The organism is Pantoea sp. SGAir0215 (assembly GCF_043543215.1).
This window is the reverse complement of sequence record NZ_CP028031.1, coordinates 1,491,102-1,515,590: the sequence shown is the minus strand read 5'-3', so window position 1 is coordinate 1,515,590 and position 24,489 is coordinate 1,491,102. Positions and strand designations below refer to the sequence as shown.

The following is a 24,489-nucleotide window of genomic DNA, read 5'->3' as shown; positions in this document are numbered from 1 at the left end:
TAAAAACTGGAACGGCTCTTGCTTAACCTTTTGCTTTGTACCCTGAAAAACAGAATGAGAAGAGCATGATTCAGAGCAATTTGGCCCCGTTAGGCATGGCCGTGACGCCGCATCATCTGGCCAGTGAAAGTGCGCTGGCGGTACTGCGGGAAGGGGGGAACGCGATTGAGGCCATGGTGGCCGCCGCGGCGACGATTGCGGTGGTCTATCCGCACATGAATGGGCTGGGCGGTGACGGATTCTGGCTGATCATGCCAGGCAAAGGCGATCCGGTTGGCATTGATGGCAGTGGCAGAGCGGGTTCGCTGGCGAATTTTGACTTCTATAAGGGGGAAACCCATATCCCGCATCGTGGGCCTAAAGCGGCCCTGACGGTGGCGGGCACGGTGAGCGGCTGGCAGGCGGCACTGGACCTGTCCGCAGAACTGGGGGGAACCACCCTGCCTTTACCGCGCTTACTCCGCGATGCTGTTCGCTATGCTGCCGATGGCATTCCCGTCACCGCCTCACAAGCCGCGGCGACGCGGACGAAGCGCGACGAGCTACAGCATCTGCCTGGCTTTGCCGCCACGTTTTTACCGGACGGCGATGTGCCAGCGGAAGGCAGCCGTTTCACCCAGCCTGATTTAGCACGTACATTGAGCCTGCTGAGCGAAGAAGGTCTGGACAGTTTTTATCGCGGCACGCTGGCACAGCACCTTGCGGAAGAAATGGTCAATCTGGGCATTCCCATCACCCTGGCCGATTTACAGCAGCAACGGGCTCGCCGCGTCACGCCGCTCCATATTCGCCACAGCGAAGGCGATATCTGGAATATCACGCCACCGACACAAGGTATGGTGTCGCTGGCCATACTGGGCATCACGGATCATCTGGACATGGCGAACGCAGATGAGGTGCAGACGATCCACCGTATCGTCGAAGCCACCAAAAAAGCGTTTGCCCTTCGGGATCAGCATATTACCGATCCCCGCCATGTGGTTGAGGATCTGCAGGCATTGCTTGACGGCGAAACCCTCGCCACCCTCGCCAGCCAGATTCAGGATGATCGCGCCGCGCCCTGGGGAACTGGTCGCGGGCCTGGCGATACCGTCTGGATGGGCGTGATGGACAGCAGCGGGCTTTCCGTTTCCTTTATCCAAAGTATTTATCATGAGTTTGGCAGCGGTGTAGTGGTGCCCGGCACCGGACTTGTCTGGCAAAACCGGGGCGCGGCTTTTAGCCTCGATCCCGACCATATGCTGGCGCTGGCGCCCGGTAAACAACCCTTCCATACGCTGAATCCTGCCGCCGCACGCCTGAAGGATGGTCGCACCATGGTATACGGCTCCATGGGCGGCGATGGCCAGCCGCAAACTCAGGCAGCCATTTTTACCCGCCATGTTATTCAGCGCCTGCCGCTGCAGCAGGCCGTTAGCGCACCTCGCTGGCTGCTGGGGCGGACCTGGGGCCAGCTGTCGGACTCGCTCAAACTGGAAAGTCGCTTCGCGCCCGACACCCTGGAGGCGCTACGTGCGTTAGGACATGACGTGGAGTCGCTGCCGGCCTACAGTGAGGCCGTCGGCCATGCAGGTGCCATTGTTCGTCACAACAACGGTATGTTTGAAGGCGCAAGCGATCCGCGCAGCAACGGCAGCGCCGCCGGTTTCTGACAGGAGTAAATCATGAATCAGAGTGACTGGGCAGCCTATATTGCCCAAATGGAGCAAATCCTGAACGTGGAACTGGACGAAGATCGCCGTGTCGCCCTGCTACAACAGATGACGCGCATTGCCGATATGGCGGCCCCGTTGATGGCTTATCCGCTGGACGACCGGCTCGAAGTCGCAGGAGTGTACAAAGCATGAGACCAGACGAGGTTTCCATTCAGGCACTTCAGCAGGCGATTCAGCACGGTGATATCAGCGCCCGTGAAGTGGCGGAGCAGACACTGACCGCGATTGAGAAACAGAATCCGCAGCTTAATGCCTGGACGGATATCACCGCAACGCGGATGGTGCAGGAAGCGGATGCGATAGACAAGCAACGCCTGCGCGGCGAGACCTTGCCGCCGCTGGCGGGCATTCCCTATGCGGTAAAAAACCTGTTTGACGTGCAGGGGTACACTACCCTGGCGGGGGCCAGACTGTTTCGTCAGCGTCCGGCCGCAACCCGGGATGCCTTTGCCATCACCCAACTTCAGCAGGCCGGTGCCCTGCTTTCCGGCATGGTCAACATGGATGCCTATGCCTACGGTTTTACCACCGAAAATACCCACTACGGGGCGACGCACAACCCGCATGATCTGGCGCGCATTGCGGGCGGCTCATCCGGCGGTTCGGCCGCCGCCGTGGCAGCGGGACTGGTGCCTTTCTCGCTGGGGACGGACACCAACGGCTCAATCCGCGTCCCGGCTTCCCTGTGTGGGATTTTTGGCCTGAAACCGACTTTTGGCCGCTTATCCCGCAGCGGCAGCCATCCGTTTGTCGCCAGTCTGGATCATATCGGTCCCTTTGCCCGTCGGGTGGACGATCTGGCCCTGGTTTACGATCTGCTGCAAGGGCACGACAGCACGGATGCCTTCCAGGCCGATCGCCCGCTGGCAGCCACCTTACCGCAGCTGAAAAACGGTGCACAGGATTTGCGCTGCGCCGTACTGGGCGGCTTCTTTTCGACCTGGTGTAATGATGATGCCCGCGCGGCGCAATTACAGGTGGCGCAGGCGTTACAGGCTCAGGACGACGTGGTAATCGCGGAGGCTGAGTTAGCGCGCTCGGCCGCCTTTATTATGACCGCCTCTGAAGGCGGCAATCATTACCTGCCTGCGCTGCGTCAGCAGCCCGACCTGTTTGAGCCCCATTCGCGTGAACGCCTGCTGGCTGGTGCGATGCTGCCCGCGGCATGGTATGTTCAGGCCCAGCGCTTCCGCCGCCACTTTCAGCAGCAGGTCGTCCCGCTATTTGCGCAGTACGATGTGCTTATCGCCCCTGCCACGCCATGTAGCGCGCCGTTAATTGGTCAGGAAACGATTGCCATTAACGGGCAGAATCTGCCGACGAAAGCCAGCATGGGCATGCTGACGCAGCCGATCTCCTTCCTTGGACTTCCCGTCTGTACTGTGCCGCTGACGACGGCGAGCGGTTTACCGATTGGCGTACAGTTAATTGGCGCCCCCTTTAACGAACAGGCTGTCTTACGCGCAGCCTGTGCCCTTGAACAACAAGGACTGACATTTTCGCCCACCCGCAGGGCAGGAGGACAATGAATACTGACGCGATTAATCTTCCCGAGGTGCTGAACGCCGTTACCGCCGCGTTCTACCGTTATGAAAAGGCGCTGACGGGCAACGACATTGCCGTCCTGGATGAGCTGTTCTGGCACGATCCGCGGACCGTGCGCTTAGGCGCTGGCGAGAACCTGTACGGCATCGATGAAATCCGCGCGTTTCGCGCGGCAAGACCGTCGGCGGGGCTGGACCGCACGCTGCGCAATACGGTGATCACCACGTTTGGTGACGCGTATGCGGTGTGCAGCACCGAATTTACCCGGGCGGGCACGGAGAAAATTGGCCGTCAGCAACAGACCTGGGTGAAGTTTCCGCAGGGCTGGCGCATCGTGGCAGCGCAGGTCAGTCTGATGAGCTAAGCCCGGCGGAGCAGTCATATGTTAAGGCCGGGAGGCCTGAGTCTAACGCTTCACGCCGCGAAAGCGCTCAACTGCACCCCCTACGCCGCTCTACAGGGCGGCGAGCTCGCCTAACCAGGCGATCATTGCTTCTGCGCCAGGCTGGTTCAGCGTGCGATTCGGCCAGGCCAGATAATAGGGCTTGCTGAGCGGCAACGCGAGCGCATCTACAATGACCAGTTCGCCCCGGTCCAGCGCCTGGGCGATCATCCGGCGCTGTCCCAGCAGCACACCAGCGCCGGCCACGGCGGCATCAATCGCCAGCGAGGTCAGGTTAAAGGTCATGGCTGGACGAGTTGCTGGCACAGCCATTCCTTTCGCCTCAAACCAGCCCGGCCAGTCTGGCAAAAAGCGCCCTTCTTTGCCCCAGTCGAGATGAATCAGCGGCGCATGCCGTAACAGATCCTCGCGGGAAAAGGCGTCGATCAGCCGCGGGCTGGCGACCGGGAGCACCTCATCATGAAACAGATACGCTTTATTCAGTCTGGGATACGCCTCCTCGCCGAAACACATCACAAAGTCGGCCGGCGTTTGAGCAAAATCCACCTCCGCGTGCGTGCCATGTAAGGAAAGACTGACATCCGGACAGCGTTCACGCCAGCGGCACAGATGTGGCAACAGCCATTTCGACGCCAGCGCCGGCAGCGTGTAAAGCGTAAGCTGTGCGGCGGTCTCAGTGCGTCCTATGTTACGCTGACCAAGCTGGAGAACCGCAAAGGCTTCCGTGACATAGCGAAGATACTGCTTGCCCGTCTCCGTCAGCATCACGCCCTGTTGCGTACGTAAAAACAGGACGCAGCCAAGATGATCTTCAAGCTGGCGAATTTGCTGGCTCACCGCCGCAGGGGTTAAGGCCAGCTGTGCCGCGGCCCTGGTCAGGCTGCCGGTTTCCGCAGCCACTTTAAATGACTGAATCACGTTGATTTTAGGCAAGCGCGATGACGGGTTGGGCATTAAGCATTCCTTATCAGGGTATTAACGATTTATTGGTATTCAGCTGATGCCGGGCAGGCTAGTGTGACAATTCATCCCTTCATTATGAGACCGCGACGATGCCCAAAGCCCTGGTACGTACTGACTTACATCCTCTGACCGACCACGCCTGGCGTCAAGACTGTCGCAGGCAACTTAATCAACACGGCGCGCTGGTGTTGCGTCATTTTTTGCAGCCTGCCGCCCTGCAGGCCATCGTCGCAGAAGGCAATGCGCAGCGCGATCGGGCTTATTACACTGTCAGTCAGCACAACGTTTACCTGATGAAAACGGATGCCGGCTTCAGCGACAGCCATCCACGCAACCGCGAAGTGAACAGCACCAAAGGGTGCATTACGGACGATATGATTGCAGCGGATTCCCCGCTGCGTCAGTTGTATGACGATGCGCTGTTTCAGTCTTTCTTATGCGAAGTGCTGGACGAAGAGGCGCTGTATCCCTACGCCGACCCGTTGTCTTCGATTAACCTGCACTATGCGCCACAGGGTAAAGAGCTGGGATGGCATTTTGATAACTCCTCGTTTGCCATCACGTTGCTGGTGCAGAAACCGCTGGGCGGTGGACGATTTCAGTATGTGAAAGACCTGCGGGATGCTGATGCAGGCGAAATGAATTACGCGGGCGTGGCCGCCGTGCTCGATGAACAGCACCCCGTCGATGAACTGGCTATGGATGCCGGTGACCTGGTACTGTTTCGTGGGCGAAATTCACTGCATCGCGTGACGCCCACAGAAGGCGACGTCACGCGCATGCTGGCGGTGCTGGCCTACAATACCGCGCCCGGCATCGCCCTGTCGGAAACGGCCCGCCTGACGTTTTACGGCCGGTTGTAAACCGCACCCGCAAACGTTTTTTGCCGATCATCTGGCCGCGCGGCGCGCTCCACCCTGCGTGGCTTTATTGGTGGACGTTACCGCCATCCACTGACGCAGGTTTTGTAGCATTGCCATACAGCGTTCAAGCTGTTCAAGATTGACAAACTCATCTGCTTTGTGTCCCTGTTCCATGCTTCCCGGCCCGCAGACCAACGTGGCTACCCCAATCTCGTCAAATAATCCCCCTTCGGTGCCAAAGGCGACCGTAGCGAACTCGTTATGTCCGCTCCACTGCGCCAGCCAGCGGGCAAAATCGGTCTGCGGATCGGTCAATAAGCCGGGGTAGTCGCTCAGTGGTTGAAAGGTAATGTTGCACAACGGTTCAGTGCGCTGCATTTCAGGCACCAGTTCTGCTTCGGCGAAGTGGCGTACGCTGTCATACAGCGCCTGAGCATCCGTACCAGGCAGCGTTCGCCACTCCATATCAAACTGGCAGGTCTCAGGAACAATATTCAGTGCTGTCCCGCCCTGAATCGTGCCAATCTGCAGCGTGCTGTAAGGCGGTTCAAACCGTTCGTCACGTTGCTGCTTTAACGCTTCTTCCTGCTGCAAAAGACGCGCAATTAACCGGGCGGCGTAGTGAACCGCATTCACGCCCTGATGCGTATAGGCAGAGTGGCAGGCGTGGCCCTGCACCCGACAGCGCACCGCCCGTTTTCCCTTATGTCCGTAAACCGGCTGCATGGCGGTCGGCTCACCCACAATACACATCGCCGGTTTTGCCGGTGAGGCATTGAGCATCGCCACCAGCGAGCGCACGCCCAGGCACCCCACCTCTTCGTCACAGGAAAACGCCAGATGCAAAGGCATGCGCAGGGGCTGCTGAAGAAACGCATCCAGCATGGCCAGCACGCAGGCAATAAAGCCTTTCATATCGGCGCTTCCCCGACCGTAGTATCGTCCGTCACGTTCCGTCAGGGCGAAAGGCGGCACGGACCAGTTTTGCCCCTCAACCGGCACCACGTCCGTATGCCCTGACAGCATAACGCCGCCTTCGCCCTCCGGCCCCAGACGCGCATACAGATTGGCTTTTTTACCGCTGTCGTCATACAGCCACTGCGTCGTTATGCCTCTGTCAGTCAGGTAGTCGTCAATAAACTGGATCAGGGCCAGGTTTGACACCCGACTGGTTGTGTCAAAGGCCAGCAGGGAGGCCAGAAGCGCCCGTAACCTCTCATTCATCGCCGGGCACACCATAGGCCGGTGCCTCACGCGGATCCAGCGCGCGCGTGACATAGGCTTCCATCTGAGGTTCATAGGCAAGCCACAGTTGTGTCAACTGCCCGACAGGGTCGTGCCCGGTCCAGTCGATGCGCAGATCCACCAGCGGCCAGGGATAATCATCCACGAGTTTGAGCGCAGCAGAATGTAACGGCCCGGCTTCTCCGCCTGCCGCCACGCCGGCCTGAAGGGCGGCAAGTAGCCGACTGGCGAGTTCACCGGAGGCCGCTTCAAAGGCCGCGCACATGGATGCCGTTACGCCCTTGTTCGCCAGCATATTGCCTGCGGCGATACAGTTTTTTCCTTCGGCCATGCTCCAGATACCCAGCGTCTTGCTGCCACTGAAAAACGCCGTGTTACCCTGAATATCAATCGCGGCGACCTGGCGGTAATCACTGAATCTGTCGCCAGCCAGCGCCCGCTTTAGCGCCACGTTCAGATCGCTGCCCTGATCCAGATGCAACAGAATCTGCTGCCCCAGAGAGGGCAACGTAATATTCTGGCTGGATACGGCACCCACGCCGGCCTGGAGCCAGGGGCAGCGCGCGCCTACCGCAATGCTGGATGAACTGATAGCGATGCCGAGCTGACCGGTTTCTTCACACCGTGCCGTCACTGATAAGGTCATTGGTCTGCTCCACGTTTCCAGTCATCCGGAATCACCGCAATGACATCAATTTCCATCAGCCACTGCGGCTGTGCCAGAGCCGAAATCACCAGCCCTGTTGAGACGGGGAAAACACCTTTTAGCCACTTTCCGACTTCCCGGTAAACCGGTTCGCGATAACGCGGGTCGACTATATACGTGGTGGTTTTGACAATATGCGACAGATCGCTCCCCGCCTCTTCCAGCAGTTGCTTCACATTTTTCATCGCCTGCGCCGCCTGCGCGGCCGGATCGCCCAGGCCAACCAGATTACCGTCGAAGTCAGTGCCGACCTGGCCGCGCAGGTACACTGTGTTACCTGCACGTACGGCCTGGCAAAGATCGTTGTCCAGCGTTTGATTAGGGTACGTTTCTTTGGTGTTAAACATCCGAATACGAGTATGGGTTGGCATAACAGCAGTCTCCTGGTTCAGTTTTCTGACGCGGCACGGTAATCCTGATACTGGCGCTGAATAGCAATATGGTCGGCAACATACTTTGCGTCATGCCACACGCCCCAGATAAACGAGGAGCCGCGGCGCGACTGCCAGGGCAGCCCGAGGAAATAGAGTCCGGACTCCGGGGAGACGCCGCGTTGATGGAGAGGTCTGTTTTTCTCGTCAAAGGCGTTAACCTTCAGCCAGGTATAATCCGTGGCATAGCCTGTCGCCCAGATGAGCGTCGTGATCCCTGCACGGACCAGATTGAGCGACTGCACGGGATGCGAGACGCTTTCCGGATCGGGCAGAAAGGTGCGTGCGGCCGGATCCTCGGGTAAATTCAGGCCATGGCGTTCAACCCAGGCATCGGCCGCATCCAGCAGGGATAAATAGTTTTCATCGCCTGCGGCAATGTTTTGCGCCAGATCGGGCTTAAAGGTCACGACCTCGCCGGAAAAGCGCTCCGTCAATCCGACCAGGTTGATGCCCTGTTCCGCCAGTTTGCGAAAGTCGACGGTATGCCCGCCGCGCGCGCCGCTGACCGCGATGGTGACGTGTTCTTTCCCCGGTTGGCTGGCTGCCGCATCCCACAGGCCAAGGACCCCTAACCACCAGCAAAAGTCCCGGTTGCGATAGCGGCGAGGCGGACGATCGTGGGGACCAACGGAGAGCCACACGTCTTTTCCTGCACGCTGAAGCTCATCGGCAATCTGCACCCCTGACGAGCCCGCGCCGATAACCAGCACACCACCTTCAGGCAGTTGTTGCGGGTTACGGTAGTCCGCCGAATGTAACTGGGTGAATCGCGTATCCGTGGGCGCAATGGCGGGAATCACAGGCTTCTGAAAAGGCCCTGTGGCGACGACTACGCGCCGGGCAACGATCGGACCAGCGGAGGTTGAGACGTCGAACCCGCTGCGCCCGACACGCGGTACCACGCTGATGACTTCGACGCCCGTTTTGACAGGCGCCTCGATGTGCTGCACATACGCTTCAAAATAGTCAGCGATCTGTTCTTTAGGCACAAAGCTGTCAGGATCCTGCCCCGGAAAAGTCATGCCGGGAAACCGATCGTGCCAGGCCGGGCCGTTGGCGACCAGCGAGTCCCAGCGCCGGGTCCGCCACGCTTCGGCAATACGATTTTTTTCCAGCACGCAATGCGGAATGCCGAGCCGCCCCAGGTGCTCGCTCATGGCGATGCCGGCCTGCCCTGCCCCAATCACCAGGGTATCTGTTTCTTGCTCTGATATTGTCATTCCATCATCCTCAAGCCCGACGTTTTAATGACGTGTTCCTGACACGCGCCAGCGCCAAGACTATTTGAGGCAGATGAATGGGTAAAATATTATAAAGCTAATATCTGAATAAGAAATTAATAAGCAGAAGATACGTGCCCGGTTATTAAAGCCACTCAGCGAATAAAGCGCGAAATTAGCCGATGTGATTTACCGCAAATACATTTCTTTTTCTTACCAAACAGCACGGTAATTGCGCGGCACTTTTTACACGGTGGGCCCCAACGCACTATTCTGGCAATAGTCCATAAAAAGTTTTGTCGGTCGCGTCGGTTCATTATGACTTAACCAGGCCATGATTAACGTCGAGGCTTCCATATCATCTTCAATATCAATCTGCGCCAGCTTTTCACCGTCATAAGTCACATCAGTACAGGGGCGGGTGACCAGAACTGAAAACCCCAGCCCCTGTCCTACCATGCAACGCACCATTTCAATGGAGGGCGAACTGTAGGCTACCTGCGGGTGGTACCCTTTGCTTTTGAAAATATTGATGAAGTAATTCCTGCTGGGTACCGCATCCAGCAAAATCATAGGTTCCTGACTCAGCTCACGCAGCGTGACCAGGGATTTTTGTGCCAGTGGATGGTTTACCGGCAGGAGCGCGTAAGGTTTATGCGGAGCGTTTAACGTGGTTTTTTGAATGGTGTTATCCAGCTCGAGATCGTAGAGAAAAGCCAGATCAAAACGTCCGCGATGGAGTCCATGCATCAGTTCATGCTGCTCGCCATCGTACAGTTCAATGGTAATATCCGGATAGTGTTTTTTAAACCCGGCTATCAGTTTGGGCATATACAGCGGCGCCGCAGATTCAAAGCATCCCACCGCAATGGTGCCTGAAATCAGGGTGTTATCTGCTCGTGAGTTTTGCTCAAACTCGTGTGTCAGACGTAGCAGCTCCTGCGCCTTTTCGTAAAAACGGCGGCCGCCAGGCGTCAGCGAAACACCCTGTGCGTGATGGCGGATGAGCAGTTGCTGATCGAAGGCGTCCTCCAGATTTTTGATGGAAACGGAAATGGAGGGCTGGGCGATATGCAACTGACGCGAGGCTTCCGCAATGCTTTCCGTCTCCACCACGGCGACGAAATATCTGAGCTGTTTAAGTGTAAAGCGACTCATGGCGTTACCTCTGTTTTTTATGGTCAGCAAGACACCTTGCTTCGTTCCGGCCTAAGCAGCACTGCAAATGCTGTGCCACTTACCTGCCCGTTCCACCTGAACGCCGTTTATGTATTAACGCCATTCCACCTGTTTTTTACGTCTGGCAGAAACGTAATCATCAAAAAGAAATTGCACCAATAACTCTCACCCTGCGTCGCAATGATCAGCGTGCTGCCCTAAATAAGCGCAAACAGGGAAAGAATACGTTAATTATTGCCCTGCACTGTTAAAAAGACACCGTTTAAAAAGGGATATAACAGTTGGATAGTTTTTTTAAAATCAGAAGCCAGCAAATTACTAATTGCTATCGTTCCCGTCCTGCCGCCATAGTGAATTACAGAATTATTCACCCCTTCTGTTTAATGTGAGCAAGCCCATGACATTTAACTGGAACTATATGTTCAGTCTGTTTAGCGACGCTAATTTTTGGCTGGCGACATGGACTGTCATCAAACTGAGCCTGCTGACCTGGGGAACGAGCATTATTGCGGGATTTATCCTGGCGCTGGCCAAGCAGTCGCGCCATCCCTTATTGACGCTGCCGGCCCGGTTTTATATCTGGCTCTTTCGCAGCCTGCCTTTGCTGGTGCTGCTGATCTTTGTTTATAACCTGCCTCAGGCATTGCCCGCCACGTCGACGGTACTGAGCGATCCATTCTGGGCAGGATTTATTGCGCTGACCATGTGTGAAAGCGCCTATATCGCAGAGATTCACCGTGGCGGGCTGCTGGCGATTCCCAAAGGCCAGAGCGAGGCTGCCCGGGCACTGGGATTACGCTATGCAGGCATTCAGTGGCGCATCATTATCCCGCAGGCACTGCGTGTGGCCTTACCGGCACTGGCGAATGAATACATCGCGATCGTGAAGCTGACGTCACTGGTCTCTGTTATCTCGCTTACCGAAATTTTGATGGTCGGCCAGCGACTCTACTCGCAAAACTTTCTGGTCATGGAAACCATGGCGGCAGTGGCCTTCTATTACGTGCTGATCGTTACCGTCTTTGACTTCCTGCTGAAACAGCTGGAGCGCTATCTGGACGTGACACAACGCCAACCGTCCGGCAAACCTGATGCACATCTTTTCGAACTCGCACAACGCGCAGCGGTGAATCCTGTCCGTCAGGCGTTTCACGCCAGCGGACCAGCGTTGCAGGCCCTGCGTCTGCACAAGGCTTACAACAATGTTGAAGTGCTGGGCGCCGTTAACCTGCAGATCCATCCTGGCGAAGTGGTTTCCGTAATCGGGCCTTCAGGTTCAGGAAAAACCACGCTGATTCGCCTGCTTAATGGTCTGGAGCAGATCGATAACGGTGAAATTCGTATTAACGGAAAACCCTTTATTCATCTCAGTCAGCAGGGAGAGCAACGCAAGCCACGCTTCGTTGAGCATGCAGAGCATCGTCTTAATATCGGGATGGTCTTTCAGAGCTTTAATTTGTTCAGTCATCTCAGCGTTATGGACAACCTGTTGCTGGCGCCTCGCTATCACAAGCTCGCGCCTGCCGCGGTATTAAAACAGCAGGCTGCTGCGCTGCTTTTTAAAGTCGGCATGCTCGACCATGCGTGGAAGTACCCTCATCAGCTCTCCGGCGGTCAGCAGCAACGCGTGGCTATCGCACGTGCCTTGATGATGCGTCCGCAAATCATGCTGTTCGATGAACCCACCTCTGCGCTGGATCCCGAAAAAGTGAATGAAGTGCTTCAGGTCATTGAAGCCCTGGCAAGCGAGGGCATCACCATGGTGATCGTGACCCATGAGATGAACTTCGCCTTCAAGGTGTCTGACCGGATTGTCTTTATGGAAAAAGGACGCGTGGTCTGTGACGACGCGCCGCAGGCTCTACGCGATGGCCAGCATCCGCGCGTGGAAGCTTTTCTGAAGGATGTCTCGCTGGCGTAACGATGTATTAATCACGAGGGCACGACCATGATTGAACAGTGGCAGGTAGATCAGTATCACCAGCAGGGATTTCTGGTAGTTGAAAATGTCCTGACAAGCGATGAAATCGCAGCGCTACAACACGACTTTGACCAGTGGGTTGAGGAAAGCCGCAGCCAGAATGCGCCCTGGGGTGATACGCAGGATGGGCGTCCGCGTTTCGATATTGAGAGCGATCACCATGCCGATCATCCTTCTTTGCGCCGCGTCAGCTCACCGAACGATATCTCTGCCGCCTATCGCCATGCGGCACTGCAGTCACGTATGGCGCAGATTGCCGGACAGTTAATCGGGGGCAGCGGTGCACGCTATCATCACAGTAAGATCAACTCGAAACTGCCCCATACCGCAACGAAAGTGGAGTGGCACCAGGATTTCCTGTTCACCCCGCACAGCAACGACGATATCGTGACCGCGCTGCTGATGGTCAGTGAGGTCACGCAGGAAAATGGTCCGCTGAACGTGGTGCCGGGCAGCCATCAGGGGCCGCTTTATTCACACTGGCAGGGTGGCCGCTTTACCGGTGCCGTTGATCCCGCAGTGGTGAAAGAACAGTGCCAGCAACCTACCGCCTGTTTTGGTCCCTCGGGTTCTGTGTGCTTTATGCATACCCGACTGCTGCACGCCTCCAGTCCCAATGAAACCGAATGGCCGCGCACACTGTTTATCGCCGTGTACGCCGCTGAAGATGCACTGCCGTTCGGTGAAAACCCGTTACCCAGCCCGGATGCGGGCACGCTGGTTTACGGTCAGGAGAGCGGCATGATCCGCAGCACCGCAAACGCCTTCCGCCTGCCGCAGAAACCGCGCGGTGCTTCGTTTTTTGTTCAACAGGCCGGTAAAGATCTTGCCAACGTCTGATGGCATTTTTCAGAGAGAGAATAATGATGAAAACCTACGTGTTAAGTCTGCTTGTCGCAGGCGCTGTACTGGCGTCCTTTAACGCCTCAGCCTTTTTACAACCCGGCAAAATTATCGCCGGATCGGATATGACCTTCTTTCCGTATGAGTACATGAAGGATAATAAACCCGCCGGCTTTGACATTGAGTTTCTTGATGGTCTGGCCAAAGTGATGGGCCGTCAGGCCGTTAACATTGATACCCGTTTCCCTAACCTGATTACCGGCTTGCAGAGTAACCGGTTTGATATGACTAATTCGTCGATGTACATCACCGCCGATCGCATGAAAGTGATCGACATGATTCCCTATCTGAAAAGCGGCGAAGCTATCCTGTCGTTGAAGGGAAGCGATTATCAACCCAAAACGCCTGAAGATTTCTGCGGCCATAAAATCGGTTCGATGGGCGCCACGTCGTGGTTGCAGCAGTTACACAAACTGTCTGACGACTACTGTGTGAAAAACGGTAAACCCCCCATCGCGATTAGCGAATATTCGACCGATCCGCAGACAACGCAGGCGATGCTCTCCCATGCGGTCGAAGCACAGATTACCGATGCCGCCGTGGCGCGTGGCGTGGTGCAAAAGCTGGGTGACCGTATTCAGATTTCCTCCACGACACTTATCTATCCGGTGTTAAACGGTTTTGGCGTGAAGAAGGACAATACGGAGGTGAAAAAAGCCCTGGTCGCTGCGCTGGCTACCTTCAGTAAAACGCCCGAATATGCCGCGCTGCTCAAAAAATACCATTTTGAAGCGCCAACAGCCGACGATCTCAACACCCTGATGCCAAAACCTTAATCTCAAACGCGTGCCCGTCACGCGTTCATTTTCAGGAGGGAATATGGCGCTTTCTTTTGAAGAGCAGACCCGTATCGATCTGGCGGCGACCTTTCGCATTATTGCCCACCTGGGCATGCATGAGGCGGTAGCGAACCATTTCAGTGCCGCCGTTTCACCGGATGGTAAGCAGTTTCTGATGAACCCAAAGTGGAAACACTTTTCACGGCTTCGCGCCAGCGACCTGCTGCTGCTCAATGCAGACGATGCCGCCTGTGGAGAGCGGGACGATGTAGACGCCACGGCCTGGTCGATCCATGGGCAAATTCATCAGCGGCTGCCAGAAACCCGGGTCGTGATGCATCTGCATCCGGTTTACACCACCAGCGTCGCCTGTCTGGCGCAGCCACACATTCCGCCTGTCGATCAAAACAGTGCGCGCTACTTCAACCGTATCGCGGTGGATACCCTGTACGGGGGCATGGCAGACACTCAGGAGGAAGGCGCCCGACTGGCCAGCCTGCTGACCGATAAGCGTCGTCTGTTGATGGGTAATCACGGCGTTATGGTTACCGCCCAGACGGTGGGCGAGGCCTATGATGATATCTGGACACTTGAGCGGGCCTGCCAGATTCTGGTCACCGCCTGGTCTACCGGGCAACCGTTGAAGGTGCTGAGCGACGAGGTCGCGGAAAAAACGGCCCGTGACTGGGAAGGCATCCCCGACTTCTCTCTGCGGCATTTCGAAGAGATGAAGCAGTTGATGATTGAGGCCGATCCCACGTTATGTGACTGAGTGGGGCCGTGCGGACGACAATGCCGGAAACCGGGGCAGCGCGTGGCGACATCCTTTTGCCGTCACGCGCTTGCCGCCGGGAGATTACGCCTCTGGCGCGGGGTAGGTTTTTATCCAGTGATCGGCAATCTGCTGCCGGGTGCAAATCCACACATCTTTATGCTGCTGAATGTGGTCGAGGAAATTTTGCAAGGCGCGGAATTTTCCCGGGCGACCTAACAGGCGGCAGTGCATCCCCACCGACATCATTTTGGGCGCGGTTTCGCCTTCTTCATACAGCACGTCGAACGTATCGCGCAGATAGGTGAAGAACTGCTCTGCGGTATTGAAACCCTGGGGCGAGGCAAAGCGCATATCGTTGCATTCCAGCGTGTAAGGAATGATCAGATGGGGTTTTACCGTACCGTCCTGACAGGTGACCTGAGTCCAGAATGGCAAATCATCACCATAATAGTCGCTGTCATAACTGAAGCCGCCCTGTTCCACCACCAGCCGCCGCGTATTGGGGCTGTCGCGTCCGGTGTACCAGCCTGTGGGCGCTTTGCCAAACAGGTCCGTTAACACATCCACCGCCTGCTGCATGTGCTGACGTTCGGTTTTAGCATCAATGCCCTGATAGTGAATCCAGCGCCAGCCGTGGCTGACCACGTCATACTGCGCCTGTTTGATGGCGTCCACGATGTCCGGGTGGCGCGCCAACGCCATCGCGACGCCAAACACGGTAAGGGGCAGTCCGCGCTTCTGAAACTCATTGTGAATGCGCCAGAAACCGGCGCGGGATCCATACTCGTACAGGGATTCCATCGACATATGCCGATCCGGATAACTGGCCGCCCCAATGATGTCAGACAGGAACTGTTCTGAACCCGTGTCGCCGTGCAAAACGTTGTTTTCTGCCCCTTCCTCATAGTTGAGTACAAACTGCACCGCGACGCGCGCTTTCTTTGGCCAGCGTGCATGTGGAGGCTTTCCACCGTAACCGATCAGGTCACGCGGGTAATTCTTATTGAAGCTGTAGGTTTTTTTATCCTGGCTTTCAGTCATCACTTGCATCCTGTCGTTGAACGGGAACATCTGCTTAGTTTAGGTGCTGAAAGACACCTGAGAGCGGTTTATGTAGCGGATAAGCTAAATCGCCTTGTTTACTGGTGCCAAAACCCAGCGCCACCAGCGATTCCACCATCTTGACGGCGGCGCTGACGCCATCAATCACCGGCATCTCCAGCTCTTTTGTCAGCGACGCGGCCAGCGTTGCCATGCCCCCACAGCCTAAAACAATGGCGCCACAGCCATCTTCCCGCTTTGCCTGGATACAGCGCTGGCGCACTTTCTCCTGCGCCACGCCGCTGCCGTCTTCCAGCGCCAGCACGGGTAAATCAATAGCATGTAAAGCGGCACAATGGTGCGTAAAACCGTACTGCTGAAGTAAATGGCGTGCGATGACCAGCGTGCGGGGCAACGTCGTGACAATTGAAAAACGCGTTGCCACCAATGTGGCGGTATGCATGGCCGCCTCCGCGATACCGATGACCGGCCCGCTTGCCAGTTCGCGTGCCGCCAGCAAGCCAGGATCGCCAAAACAGGCAATCACATGGCCACTGACGCCCTGCGCTTTGCCGAGCTTCACCTGTTCCAGCACGCCGATTGCCGCTATCGCCTCATCAAAATGCCCTTCAATCGACGGCACGCCCTGCGAAGGGCAAACGGCAATAATGTCCGTTCCAGGTGCGGCCACCGCGCGGGCCGCCTGACCGATGGTTTCGGTCATCGCCTGGCTGGTATTGGGATTGATAACCTGAATCAGGCTCATGATACAGCTCCTTTATGCCCGGCAAACAGTCGGGAAAAATCCGGTAGTGTTTCGCCTCCGCGCTCAAAATGGAGGCTGGCAACGATGTGTTCAAAATGGTGCTGCAGCGAGGCGGTCAGTGACACCAGGTCTTTTTCCCGGAGTCGCTGGAGTAACTGGCCGTGATCGTCACAGCGACAACCGCGCTGCCAGGGCGCGCCCCAGGTGGCAATCACCAGCGACGATCGCTGGGCCAGTTGCGTCACCAAATCCGTTAATACCTGATTGCCCGAAATCGCCTGCAACTGGATATGAAAGGCCGCGGACAGACGAATCGCCGCCGGCCCGTCATGCCGGGCAATCGCCTCTTTTTCCTGCTCAACCAGGGCCGTGAGCCCGGCCAGGTGCGGTGCCTGCAGATGTTCCAGCACCGCAGAAAGATTGCCGCACTCAAGCAGGCTTCGGGTGCGGAAAATATCCCGCGCTTCCTCCACGCCCGGTGTGGCGACATGTGCACCACGTTTGGGCGTGAGCGTGATCATTTGCACCGCAGCAAGGCGCTGCAAGACCTTACGGATGCCCGTGCGGCTCACGCCAAAGACCTCTGAAAGCGCTTCTTCCGGCAATTTGCTGCCGGGCGGCAGTTGATGTTCGACAATGGCGTTCATTAACGCCTGATAGATAGGTTCATCTTTATCATGCAGATCGGCCGCCGTTCTCTGGCCTGTTTCACTCTTCATCACCCGCTCCGGTAAACATCATTGCGTCACTTATCGTATACGTTAAAAATAAATTTTGTATACAAAAAACAAATCTGGCCTGGATCCTGCAATGTGATTTCACAAGGTTATTTTATTCATGTCTTTGAGAGGAGCAGGTTTCATGCCAAATCATTCAACGGTGGGTAACACATCGGCCTCTGAAGCCGGAAAAGCATACAGTCCGAAGCTATGTAATGCTGACCTGGCGCCTACCCGTCATCAAAACTGGTCGTGGTACAACATCTTTTCCTTCTGGATGTCGGATGTGCACAGCATGGGCGGCTACGTGGTCGCGGCAAGCTTCTTCACATTAGGGCTGGCCAGCTGGCAGGTGCTGCTGTGTTTGCTGGCGGGGATCTGTATTGTTCAGCTCTGCGCCAACCTGGTCGCTAAACCCAGCCAGATGGCCGGCGTGCCTTATGCGGTCATTTGCCGCCAGGCATTCGGTGTCTTTGGCGCCAATATTCCGGCGGTGATCCGCGGCCTGATTGCGTTTGCCTGGTACGGTATTCAGACCTGGCTGGCAGCGAATGCGCTGATGCTGGTGCTGCTGAAGTTTTATCCGTCGCTGGAAAGCCTGACGCACAGCCACTGGCTTGGCTTATCGCAACTGGGCTGGTACTGCTTTGGCGTGATGTGGGTTCTGCAGGCGATGGTGTTCTGGCACGGCATGAGTGCGATTAAGCGCTTTATTGATATCGCTGGTCCCGCCGTTTACGTCGTCATGCTGGCACTGGCGGGCTGGATTGTATACAAAACCGGATTCGACGGTATTTCGTTTACGCTGGCCAGCAAATCGCTGTCCGTCGGTGAACAAACCTGGCAGATGATTACGGCAACGGCACTGGTCGTGTCTTACTTCTCAGGCCCGCTGCTGAACTTTGGTGACTTTTCTCGCTACGGCAAAAGCATGAGTGAGGTTCGCCGGGGTAACCGCTGGGGACTGCCGTTCAATTTCCTGCTGTTCTCCATCGTGACCGTTGTGATTGTATCGGGTACGCAGTCCTTGTTTGGCAAAATGATCACCGATCCTATCGAAACCGTGAGCATGGTTGGCAGCGATTTAGCCGTGGCGATTGGCTTACTGACCATGATCACCGCGACGATTGGCATCAACATCGTGGCGAACTTCGTGTCTCCTGCTTTCGATTTTTCTAACTGCTCGCCTCAGAAAATCAGTTTTCGTACCGGGGGGATGATTGCAGCGGTGGGTTCGGTCCTGCTCACGCCGTGGAATCTGTTCCAGTCGCCTGAACTGATTCACTATACGCTGGACGTACTGGGTTCGTTTATCGGGCCTTTGTTTGGCATTCTGTTAGCCGATTTTTACCTGATCAAAGGCGGCCGTATTTCTGTGGACGATCTGTTCGATGCCACACCGCAGGGGCGCTACTGGTATCGCGGTGGATTTAACCCGAAAGCCATTGTCGCCCTGCTGCCCTCGGTCGCTATTTGTCTGGTGATTAGCTTTATCCCTTCTCTGCATCAGGTCGCCAACTTTAGCTGGTTTATCGGCGTGGCGCTGGCGGCAAGCTGCTACTGGCTGGTGGCGCGGGAAAAACAGGTTGCAGGAAAACATACGACAATCCCGTCGGGTGCCGTCGCGATGCAGAAAGACTGATTCACGCTTACTGTCAGTCAGTCCGTTTCTGTGAGGACTGGCTGTGGGAACGTCGTTCTTACCCTGCCTTTATGGGGCATTTATTGGGTGCGACGGGCATCAGGTCGAAAATACGGGATAGCACTGAGCGTGACGGGCAAACCGGCTGTTGAGAGGAAGACGAGAAACGTCCAGAGCCAGAAAGCAAAAACGCCATGCTGATAACCAGCATGGCGTCAAAATTTGGCGGAACGGACGGGGCTCGAACCCGCGACCCCCTGCGTGACAGGCAGGTATTCTAACCAACTGAACTACCGCTCCGCGCTTTGTTCCCCGTCGGGAACGAGGCGCATATTAATCACATCATTACTCGCCGTCAACGGTTTTCCCCCTGCCCGCTTCCGTTTGCTGCTATTTTCGCCCCGATGTTGATTTTACACACAAATCTTTGCGACTCAGGCGCGCCAGAGGCAACTGCCCCCCTTCTTCATGATCAGATCCAGCCGTGATTCGTGATGACTGATTTCCTCATCACTGGCGGTGACCACGCGCAATCCTGATGTGGGCCGAACGATGCGCTGAATGCCTTCGCTCTGCTGCTGACGCGAGCGATCCTCTTCCGACGAGAAAGACAAGGACGTTTGTCCGCCCGTCATGGTTAAAAAGACTTCGGCCAGGATCTCGGCATCGAGCAGTGCGCCGTGCAACGTACGCTTACTGTTGTCTATCTCATAACGTGAACACAGCGCGTCGAGGCTGTTGCGCTTACCGGGGAACATACGGCGCGCCATCGCCAGGCTGTCAGTAATCTTGCAGAAGGTTTCCGTTTTTTCGATGCCGCGCTCAAGCTTGCTGAACTCATAATCCATAAAGCCGATATCAAACGAGGCATTATGAATAACAAGTTCTGCACCACGGATGTAGTCAAGAAACTCATCGGCAATCTCACTGAAGGTCGGTTTATCCAGCAGAAACTCGTCGGCAATACCGTGAACGCCAAACGCTTCCGGGTCGACCAGCCGATCGGGCTTGAGATACATGTGGAAGTTGTTCCCTGTCAGGCGACGGTTCACCACTTCAACGGCACCGATCTCAATGATGCGGTGACCTTCATAATGCACCCCGATCATATTCATACCGGTGGTTTCAGTATCGAGAACGATTTGGCGGTTATTTGCAGTGCTCATAGGGCTCGTTTTATGTCAGACTTGGCGTTTTGTCAGAAGGAAGTCTACCAGAGATGCGCAAACAGGTAGAAATTTATACCGATGGTTCCTGCCTCGGCAACCCGGGCCCGGGAGGTTATGGCGCAATTTTGCGTTATGGGCAACATGAAAAAACATTTAGCGCCGGTTACCGCCTGACGACCAATAATCGCATGGAACTGATGGCGGCTATCGTCTCGCTGGAAGCCCTGAAACAACCCTGTGACGTGGTATTGAGTACCGACAGTCAGTATGTGCGCCAGGGCATTACGCAATGGATTCATAACTGGAAAAAACGCGGCTGGAAAACAGCCGATAAGAAGCCGGTTAAAAACGTCGATCTGTGGCAACGGCTTGATACTGCGCTCAGCACCCATCAGATTCAATGGGAGTGGGTTAAAGGCCATGCGGGCCACCCGGAGAATGAACGCTGCGATGAACTGGCACGCCATGCCGCAAACCATCCGGCTTTTGATGATATCGGCTATCAACCAGAATCCTGATCGTTGACGTGTCTGAACTGCCGTGTCGCATTCACAGGCTGCGGCAGGGGCCTTTTGCTCAGACTCATTCTTGCCTTGGTCGGCGTGAGAGGGAAACTGCGCTTACGCGCAACGACGATATTCAGGCACCCTAAAGCAGGTAAATGAGCGCTGATCATTCTGCCGCCCTGACGGTGCCAGGGCAACACCTGAAAACGCGTACGAAAGACCACTTCATAATTCAGCAATCCCAGCCAGTCCAGTAATCGCATCTGGCTGAACATGCGCCCGCTCCAGGGCGCTTTACGCTGTATTCCGGGTACTATTTTACTGATGCCCAGCAGACTGAACGGATTGAAGCCGCTGATTATCATCCAGCCATCATCGATCAATACCCGGTCCACTTCCCGCAATACCCGGTGGGGATCCTGACTCCAGGATAACGTATGGGCCAGTAAACAGGCATCGACAGACTTGGCTTCGAACGGGAGCTGGGTGGGATGCGCCAAGACCTGTAAGCCTTCACCTTCGACACCTACGCTGACCTGATGGGAAATCGCGCACTGTTCCGTATTGATTTCTGCGCTGAGGTTGCCAAGCTTAAGCATATGAAAGCCATAAAGCTTTCCGAGGTAAGGCTGAAGTTGCTGCGTCAGGGCATCGCGAAAGTAAATGCCCCATGGCATATCGTGCCATGAGCGTGGGGCGTTCAGGATTTGGCGTGTCTTGGCGGGCTTCATGCTTTACCATTTTCCTTTTAACGACCAGCGAGAGGTATTTATGAATCTTACCAGCATTCCTGCACTGCAAGATAACTACATCTGGACGTTAACAGATGACGAAGGAAAATGCCTGATTGTTGACCCGGGTGAAGCCCAGCCGGTTCTGGAGAAAATTCAGGCCAATGGCTGGCAGCCTGTCGCCATTTTGCTGACGCATCATCACAACGATCATGTCGGTGGCGTGAAAACGCTCTGTGAACATTTTCCCGAGATTGCCGTTTACGGTCCGCAGGAAACGGCAGATAAAGGGGCAAAAACATGCGTGCGTGAAGGAGATAACGTTGACGTTTTGGGCCTGTCATTCGCGGTCATCGCTACGCCGGGGCACACTTTAGGACATATCTCATATTACAGTGCACCTTATCTTTTTTGTGGAGATACGATGTTCTCAGGTGGTTGCGGACGGCTTTTCGAAGGCACCCCCGAGCAAATGTACCAATCCTTTCAAAAGCTTAACTCGCTCCCGGAAGACACATTGGTGTGCTGTGCGCATGAATATACTTTATCCAATTTGAAGTTTGCTGCCGCAATTTTACCCCACGATCCGCAAATAACGGCTGAATACCATAAAATTAAGGACTTACGGGCCGAAAACCGCATTACTTTACCTACAAAACTGGCCCATGAGCGTGTAATAAATTTATTTCTCCGAACGCAAGATGCTGATTTACAACGCGCTTTAAACGTTGATGCTGGGGTTGGGCCCGTATGGCAAACATTTGCTATTCTACGCGAGAAGAAAGACGCTTTTTGATTTTTCGGGTTGTGTTGTGAAGGACCGTCACGTATAGTTGCTCGTCTTTTAAGCGAACTATTGACACACACATGAAGGCTAAAGCGATATTATTCGCCTCGGTCTTGCTGGTAGGATGTCAGGCATCACGGAATGACGCCAATATCCCCGAACAGCATGCCCAGAGTCTGTCTTCAGCTGGTCAAAGTGAAAATGGAAAATACGGTGATCGACTTTTATCGCCGCGATGGCAGGAAGATGGAACTGGCCTCGCAGAAGATAATGATCTCTGGCGTTTCATTAGTGACGAGTTGAAGATGGGGATTCCGGAAAACGCCCGGATCCGCGAACAGAAATTAAAGTTTTTAAAAAATAAGAGCTATCTCCACGATGTAACATTACGGGCAGAGCCGTACATGTACTGGATAGTCGAGCAGATTAAGAAACGTAATATGCCGATGGAACTGGTACTGCTACCCATAGTGGAGAGCGCTTTTGATCCTCACGCAACGTCATCTGCAAATGCCGCTGGCATCTGGCAGATCGTTGGGAGTACGGGTCGAAACTATGGTTTAAAACAGAACCGTTACTACGATGGTCGTCGCGATGTTGTCGCCTCAACGAAAGTAGCACTGGATATGATGCAGCGTCTTAATACGATGTTTGGTGGTGACTGGCTTTTGACAGTGGCGGCTTACAACAGCGGAGAAGGACGGGTACTCAAAGCGATTAAACAGAACAAGGCGCGCGGTAAGCCTACCGACTTCTGGCATCTTTCGCTTCCACGTGAAACCACGGTTTATGTACCAAAAATGTTGGCCTTGAGCGAGTTGCTTAAGCACAACAAGCGTTACGGTATCAAACTGCCGACGCCTGACGAAAACCGTGCTCTGGCACGCGTTGAAGTGGGTCAGCAGATAAAACTGACGCAGGCCGCAGAAATGGCGGGGATGTCGCTCACCAAGTTAAAGAGCTTCAATACCGGTTATAAAGGCGGCGCAACAGCACCTAATGGGCCACATTACATTCTGGTGCCGAAGTCTAACGTCGCAAAGCTGCGTGATTCACTGGCTTCCGGTGATATCTCTGCCGTGCAGCCCACACAACTGGCGAAAGCCAGCAATGAGGGGGGCTACAAAGTGCGAAGCGGCGATACCTTATCCGGTATTGCGAATAAGTTAGGCGTCAGCGTGGCCGCACTGAAGCAGCAAAATAACCTGCGCAGTGCCAGTATTCGTCCCGGTCAGCTACTGACTGTGGGTTCGAATGGCACGAGCCTGGCGGATAATAGCAACAGCATCACCTATCGCGTTCGTAAAGGTGATTCTCTTGACAGTATCGCCCGTCGTCACGGCGTTAACATCAAAGACGTGATGCGCTGGAACAGTGTTGTGAGTAACGCAAAAGATATTCAGCCTGGTGACGAGCTCACGTTGTTCGTTAAGAATAACGCAACACCAGATACCTGATACGTTGAAAAGGCTGACATTTGTCAGCCTTTTTTCTTGTTTGATTCTACATCCTGCCCGTGACCACGTTCTCTCTGCCCTTTCCTGCCTGATGTCACCTTTATCGTCTGGTACTGAACTCAACCAAAAGCGGGTTATGGTCGGATGCCTGCGTCACCAGAACCGAGGCTTCACTGACGTGTATATCGCGATAAAAAACGAAATCTAAAGGTCTGCCAAAGGCTTTACGCCGGTGATCGGCGGTAAACATCACCTCTTCCAGTTTCATCTGATGCGCAAAGCGATAGAGGGCGTTAATGCGCTGGCGGCTCCAGGCGTTGAAGTCGCCCGCCATAATGACAGGCCCGCGATGATGGATAATCTGTTCGCCAATGGGGCCGAGCTGCTTGCTGTAAACATCCACGCCCAGGCTAAAATTTACCGCGTGGATGTTCACCACCATCAGCATCTCGCCCGTGGGAAGCGGATACGCCGTGACTAAGGCGGATTTTGAGAGCCTTAACAGGGGTTCTCGCTCGCGCAGGGGGCAACAATAAACAGGGTGAGCAGAAGCTAACGTCATGACGCCAGAGGGGTGCTGAGGCAGCACTAAAGCCGGAACCTGATCGGCCGCCAGATAGTTACTGGTCGCAAAGCGGATTAGCTCGGGCGTCGTCTGCGCTTCCTGAAGCAGAACCAGATGGGCATCCTTACCAAACCCTTCCAGCACGGACATCCAGTCAGCGCGCTGCTGCTTAAAGATATTCCATACTAATACTTTCAAAGTGGGATCGGCGGGGAGTGGCTCACCCGGTGGCAGTGCCTGGCCGAGATGAAACATGGCACCCGGAGGAAAGATCCTTTCCGCTGGCTGTCCGGCTACATATCTCATCGCATAGGTTTTTTTGCGCACTGTCCCGCCTGGCTAATCATTCAGAAATTCATGTCACTTATCTGTTATAGGGATTTTAGTACGCAGTT

Annotated in this window: 25 protein-coding genes and 1 tRNA gene; 13 read left to right on the top strand and 13 right to left on the bottom strand. The window is 55.3% G+C overall.

Annotation, left to right across the window (positions count from 1 at the left end; all coding sequences use genetic code 11):
- The first annotated feature begins 65 nt into the window (after positions 1-65).
- From C1N64_RS07045 to hpxZ, 4 genes are read left to right on the top strand one after another with little or no spacing between them, the layout of a single operon-like run.
- Positions 66-1,652 carry a gamma-glutamyltransferase family protein gene (locus tag C1N64_RS07045; protein WP_006118024.1) on the top strand — a complete coding sequence of 529 codons (1,587 nt, stop codon included), beginning with the start codon at positions 66-68 and terminating at the stop codon, positions 1,650-1,652.
- 12 nt (positions 1,653-1,664) lie between these two features.
- Positions 1,665-1,847 carry an oxalurate catabolism protein HpxX gene (gene hpxX, locus C1N64_RS07040; RefSeq protein ID WP_033738521.1) on the top strand — a complete coding sequence of 61 codons (183 nt, stop codon included), beginning with the start codon at positions 1,665-1,667 and terminating at the stop codon, positions 1,845-1,847.
- Positions 1,844-3,244, top strand: a complete 1,401-nt coding sequence (locus C1N64_RS07035) for an AtzE family amidohydrolase (RefSeq protein ID WP_394515355.1) — start codon at positions 1,844-1,846, stop codon at positions 3,242-3,244. Before hpxX ends, C1N64_RS07035 begins: the two co-directional genes overlap by 4 nt.
- Positions 3,241-3,624: an oxalurate catabolism protein HpxZ gene (gene hpxZ / locus C1N64_RS07030; protein ID WP_006118021.1), complete on the top strand. Its 384-nt coding sequence runs from the start codon at positions 3,241-3,243 to the stop codon at positions 3,622-3,624. The genes C1N64_RS07035 and hpxZ overlap by 4 nt, the downstream gene beginning before the upstream one ends.
- A gap of 90 nt (positions 3,625-3,714) precedes the next feature.
- Here the strand turns inward: hpxZ and C1N64_RS07025 are convergent, their stop codons facing one another.
- Positions 3,715-4,617 carry a LysR substrate-binding domain-containing protein gene (locus C1N64_RS07025; protein ID WP_172913493.1) on the bottom strand — a complete coding sequence of 301 codons (903 nt, stop codon included), beginning with the start codon at positions 4,615-4,617 and terminating at the stop codon, positions 3,715-3,717.
- A 98-nt stretch (positions 4,618-4,715) separates the two neighbouring features.
- Here C1N64_RS07025 and C1N64_RS07020 point away from each other — a divergent pair, with 98 nt between their 5' ends.
- Positions 4,716-5,489: a HalD/BesD family halogenase gene (locus C1N64_RS07020; RefSeq protein ID WP_172913494.1), complete on the top strand. Its 774-nt coding sequence runs from the start codon at positions 4,716-4,718 to the stop codon at positions 5,487-5,489.
- Between the two features lie 27 nt (positions 5,490-5,516).
- Here the strand turns inward: C1N64_RS07020 and argE are convergent, their stop codons facing one another.
- From argE to C1N64_RS06995, 5 genes are all read right to left on the bottom strand, one after another.
- Positions 5,517-6,728 (bottom strand): acetylornithine deacetylase, encoded by a 1,212-nt coding sequence (gene argE / locus C1N64_RS07015; RefSeq protein ID WP_394515354.1) that lies wholly within the window; start codon positions 6,726-6,728, stop codon positions 5,517-5,519.
- Entirely contained in the window at positions 6,706-7,380 is a 675-nt protein-coding gene (locus C1N64_RS07010) for a DUF1028 domain-containing protein (RefSeq protein ID WP_162286961.1), read from the bottom strand. Before C1N64_RS07010 ends, argE begins: the two co-directional genes overlap by 23 nt.
- Positions 7,377-7,811 carry a RidA family protein gene (locus C1N64_RS07005; protein WP_054632950.1) on the bottom strand — a complete coding sequence of 145 codons (435 nt, stop codon included), beginning with the start codon at positions 7,809-7,811 and terminating at the stop codon, positions 7,377-7,379. The genes C1N64_RS07010 and C1N64_RS07005 overlap by 4 nt, the downstream gene beginning before the upstream one ends.
- A 17-nt stretch (positions 7,812-7,828) precedes the next feature.
- Positions 7,829-9,094, bottom strand: coding sequence for a flavin-containing monooxygenase (locus tag C1N64_RS07000; RefSeq protein WP_164482983.1), 1,266 nt, complete (start codon positions 9,092-9,094; stop codon positions 7,829-7,831).
- A 246-nt stretch (positions 9,095-9,340) separates the two neighbouring features.
- Positions 9,341-10,252 (bottom strand): LysR substrate-binding domain-containing protein, encoded by a 912-nt coding sequence (locus C1N64_RS06995; protein ID WP_033738508.1) that lies wholly within the window; start codon positions 10,250-10,252, stop codon positions 9,341-9,343.
- Between the two features lie 418 nt (positions 10,253-10,670).
- Between C1N64_RS06995 and C1N64_RS06990 the strand changes: the two genes are divergently transcribed.
- Genes C1N64_RS06990 through C1N64_RS06975 form a run of 4 tightly spaced genes read left to right on the top strand, consistent with a single transcriptional unit; the run spans position 10,671 to position 14,708 of the window.
- On the top strand, positions 10,671-12,194 hold the full coding sequence (locus C1N64_RS06990; protein ID WP_033738506.1) for an amino acid ABC transporter permease/ATP-binding protein: 1,524 nt from the start codon (positions 10,671-10,673) through the stop codon (positions 12,192-12,194).
- Between the two features lie 27 nt (positions 12,195-12,221).
- The gene (locus tag C1N64_RS06985) at positions 12,222-13,094 is read left to right on the top strand and encodes a phytanoyl-CoA dioxygenase family protein (protein ID WP_162286964.1); all 873 of its coding nucleotides are present in this window, start codon (positions 12,222-12,224) and stop codon (positions 13,092-13,094) included.
- 23 nt (positions 13,095-13,117) lie between these two features.
- Complete coding sequence (locus tag C1N64_RS06980) at positions 13,118-13,933, top strand: ABC transporter substrate-binding protein (protein WP_039338605.1); 816 nt, start codon at positions 13,118-13,120, stop codon at positions 13,931-13,933.
- A gap of 43 nt (positions 13,934-13,976) precedes the next feature.
- Entirely contained in the window at positions 13,977-14,708 is a 732-nt protein-coding gene (locus tag C1N64_RS06975) for a class II aldolase and adducin N-terminal domain-containing protein (RefSeq protein WP_058702729.1), read from the top strand.
- Positions 14,709-14,792: 84 nt separating this feature from the next.
- Here the strand turns inward: C1N64_RS06975 and puuE are convergent, their stop codons facing one another.
- The 3 genes from puuE to C1N64_RS06960 are packed head-to-tail and all read right to left on the bottom strand — an operon-like array spanning position 14,793 to position 17,237.
- Positions 14,793-15,752 (bottom strand): allantoinase PuuE, encoded by a 960-nt coding sequence (gene puuE / locus C1N64_RS06970; protein ID WP_033738501.1) that lies wholly within the window; start codon positions 15,750-15,752, stop codon positions 14,793-14,795.
- Positions 15,753-15,786: 34 nt separating this feature from the next.
- Complete coding sequence (hpxA, locus tag C1N64_RS06965) at positions 15,787-16,518, bottom strand: allantoin racemase (RefSeq protein WP_033738498.1); 732 nt, start codon at positions 16,516-16,518, stop codon at positions 15,787-15,789.
- Positions 16,515-17,237, bottom strand: a complete 723-nt coding sequence (locus C1N64_RS06960) for a GntR family transcriptional regulator (RefSeq protein WP_039338613.1) — start codon at positions 17,235-17,237, stop codon at positions 16,515-16,517. Before C1N64_RS06960 ends, hpxA begins: the two co-directional genes overlap by 4 nt.
- A 142-nt stretch (positions 17,238-17,379) precedes the next feature.
- On the opposite strand from C1N64_RS06960, the gene C1N64_RS06955 reads away from it, so the two are divergent.
- Positions 17,380-18,879, top strand: coding sequence for an NCS1 family nucleobase:cation symporter-1 (locus C1N64_RS06955; RefSeq protein WP_033738495.1), 1,500 nt, complete (start codon positions 17,380-17,382; stop codon positions 18,877-18,879).
- 223 nt (positions 18,880-19,102) lie between these two features.
- Here C1N64_RS06955 and C1N64_RS06950 read toward each other — a convergent pair.
- Positions 19,103-19,179 (bottom strand) — tRNA-Asp (locus C1N64_RS06950).
- Positions 19,180-19,313: 134 nt separating this feature from the next.
- Complete coding sequence (gene dnaQ / locus C1N64_RS06945) at positions 19,314-20,045, bottom strand: DNA polymerase III subunit epsilon (RefSeq protein ID WP_006118004.1); 732 nt, start codon at positions 20,043-20,045, stop codon at positions 19,314-19,316.
- Between the two features lie 53 nt (positions 20,046-20,098).
- On the opposite strand from dnaQ, the gene rnhA reads away from it, so the two are divergent.
- Positions 20,099-20,566 carry a ribonuclease HI gene (rnhA, locus tag C1N64_RS06940; protein ID WP_006118003.1) on the top strand — a complete coding sequence of 156 codons (468 nt, stop codon included), beginning with the start codon at positions 20,099-20,101 and terminating at the stop codon, positions 20,564-20,566.
- On the opposite strand, the gene C1N64_RS06935 is transcribed toward rnhA, so the two are convergent.
- Positions 20,551-21,285, bottom strand: a complete 735-nt coding sequence (locus C1N64_RS06935; RefSeq protein ID WP_006118002.1) for a class I SAM-dependent methyltransferase — start codon at positions 21,283-21,285, stop codon at positions 20,551-20,553. The two genes, rnhA and C1N64_RS06935, sit on opposite strands and share 16 nt — an antisense overlap.
- A gap of 40 nt (positions 21,286-21,325) precedes the next feature.
- Between C1N64_RS06935 and gloB the strand changes: the two genes are divergently transcribed.
- A complete protein-coding gene (gene gloB / locus C1N64_RS06930; protein ID WP_205954105.1) occupies positions 21,326-22,081 on the top strand; it encodes a hydroxyacylglutathione hydrolase in 756 nt (251 codons plus the stop codon).
- 71 nt (positions 22,082-22,152) lie between these two features.
- A complete protein-coding gene (gene mltD / locus C1N64_RS06925) occupies positions 22,153-23,529 on the top strand; it encodes a murein transglycosylase D (RefSeq protein WP_033738490.1) in 1,377 nt (458 codons plus the stop codon).
- A gap of 100 nt (positions 23,530-23,629) precedes the next feature.
- On the opposite strand, the gene C1N64_RS06920 is transcribed toward mltD, so the two are convergent.
- Complete coding sequence (locus C1N64_RS06920) at positions 23,630-24,421, bottom strand: endonuclease/exonuclease/phosphatase family protein (RefSeq protein WP_006117999.1); 792 nt, start codon at positions 24,419-24,421, stop codon at positions 23,630-23,632.
- Positions 24,422-24,489: the final 68 nt, after the last annotated feature.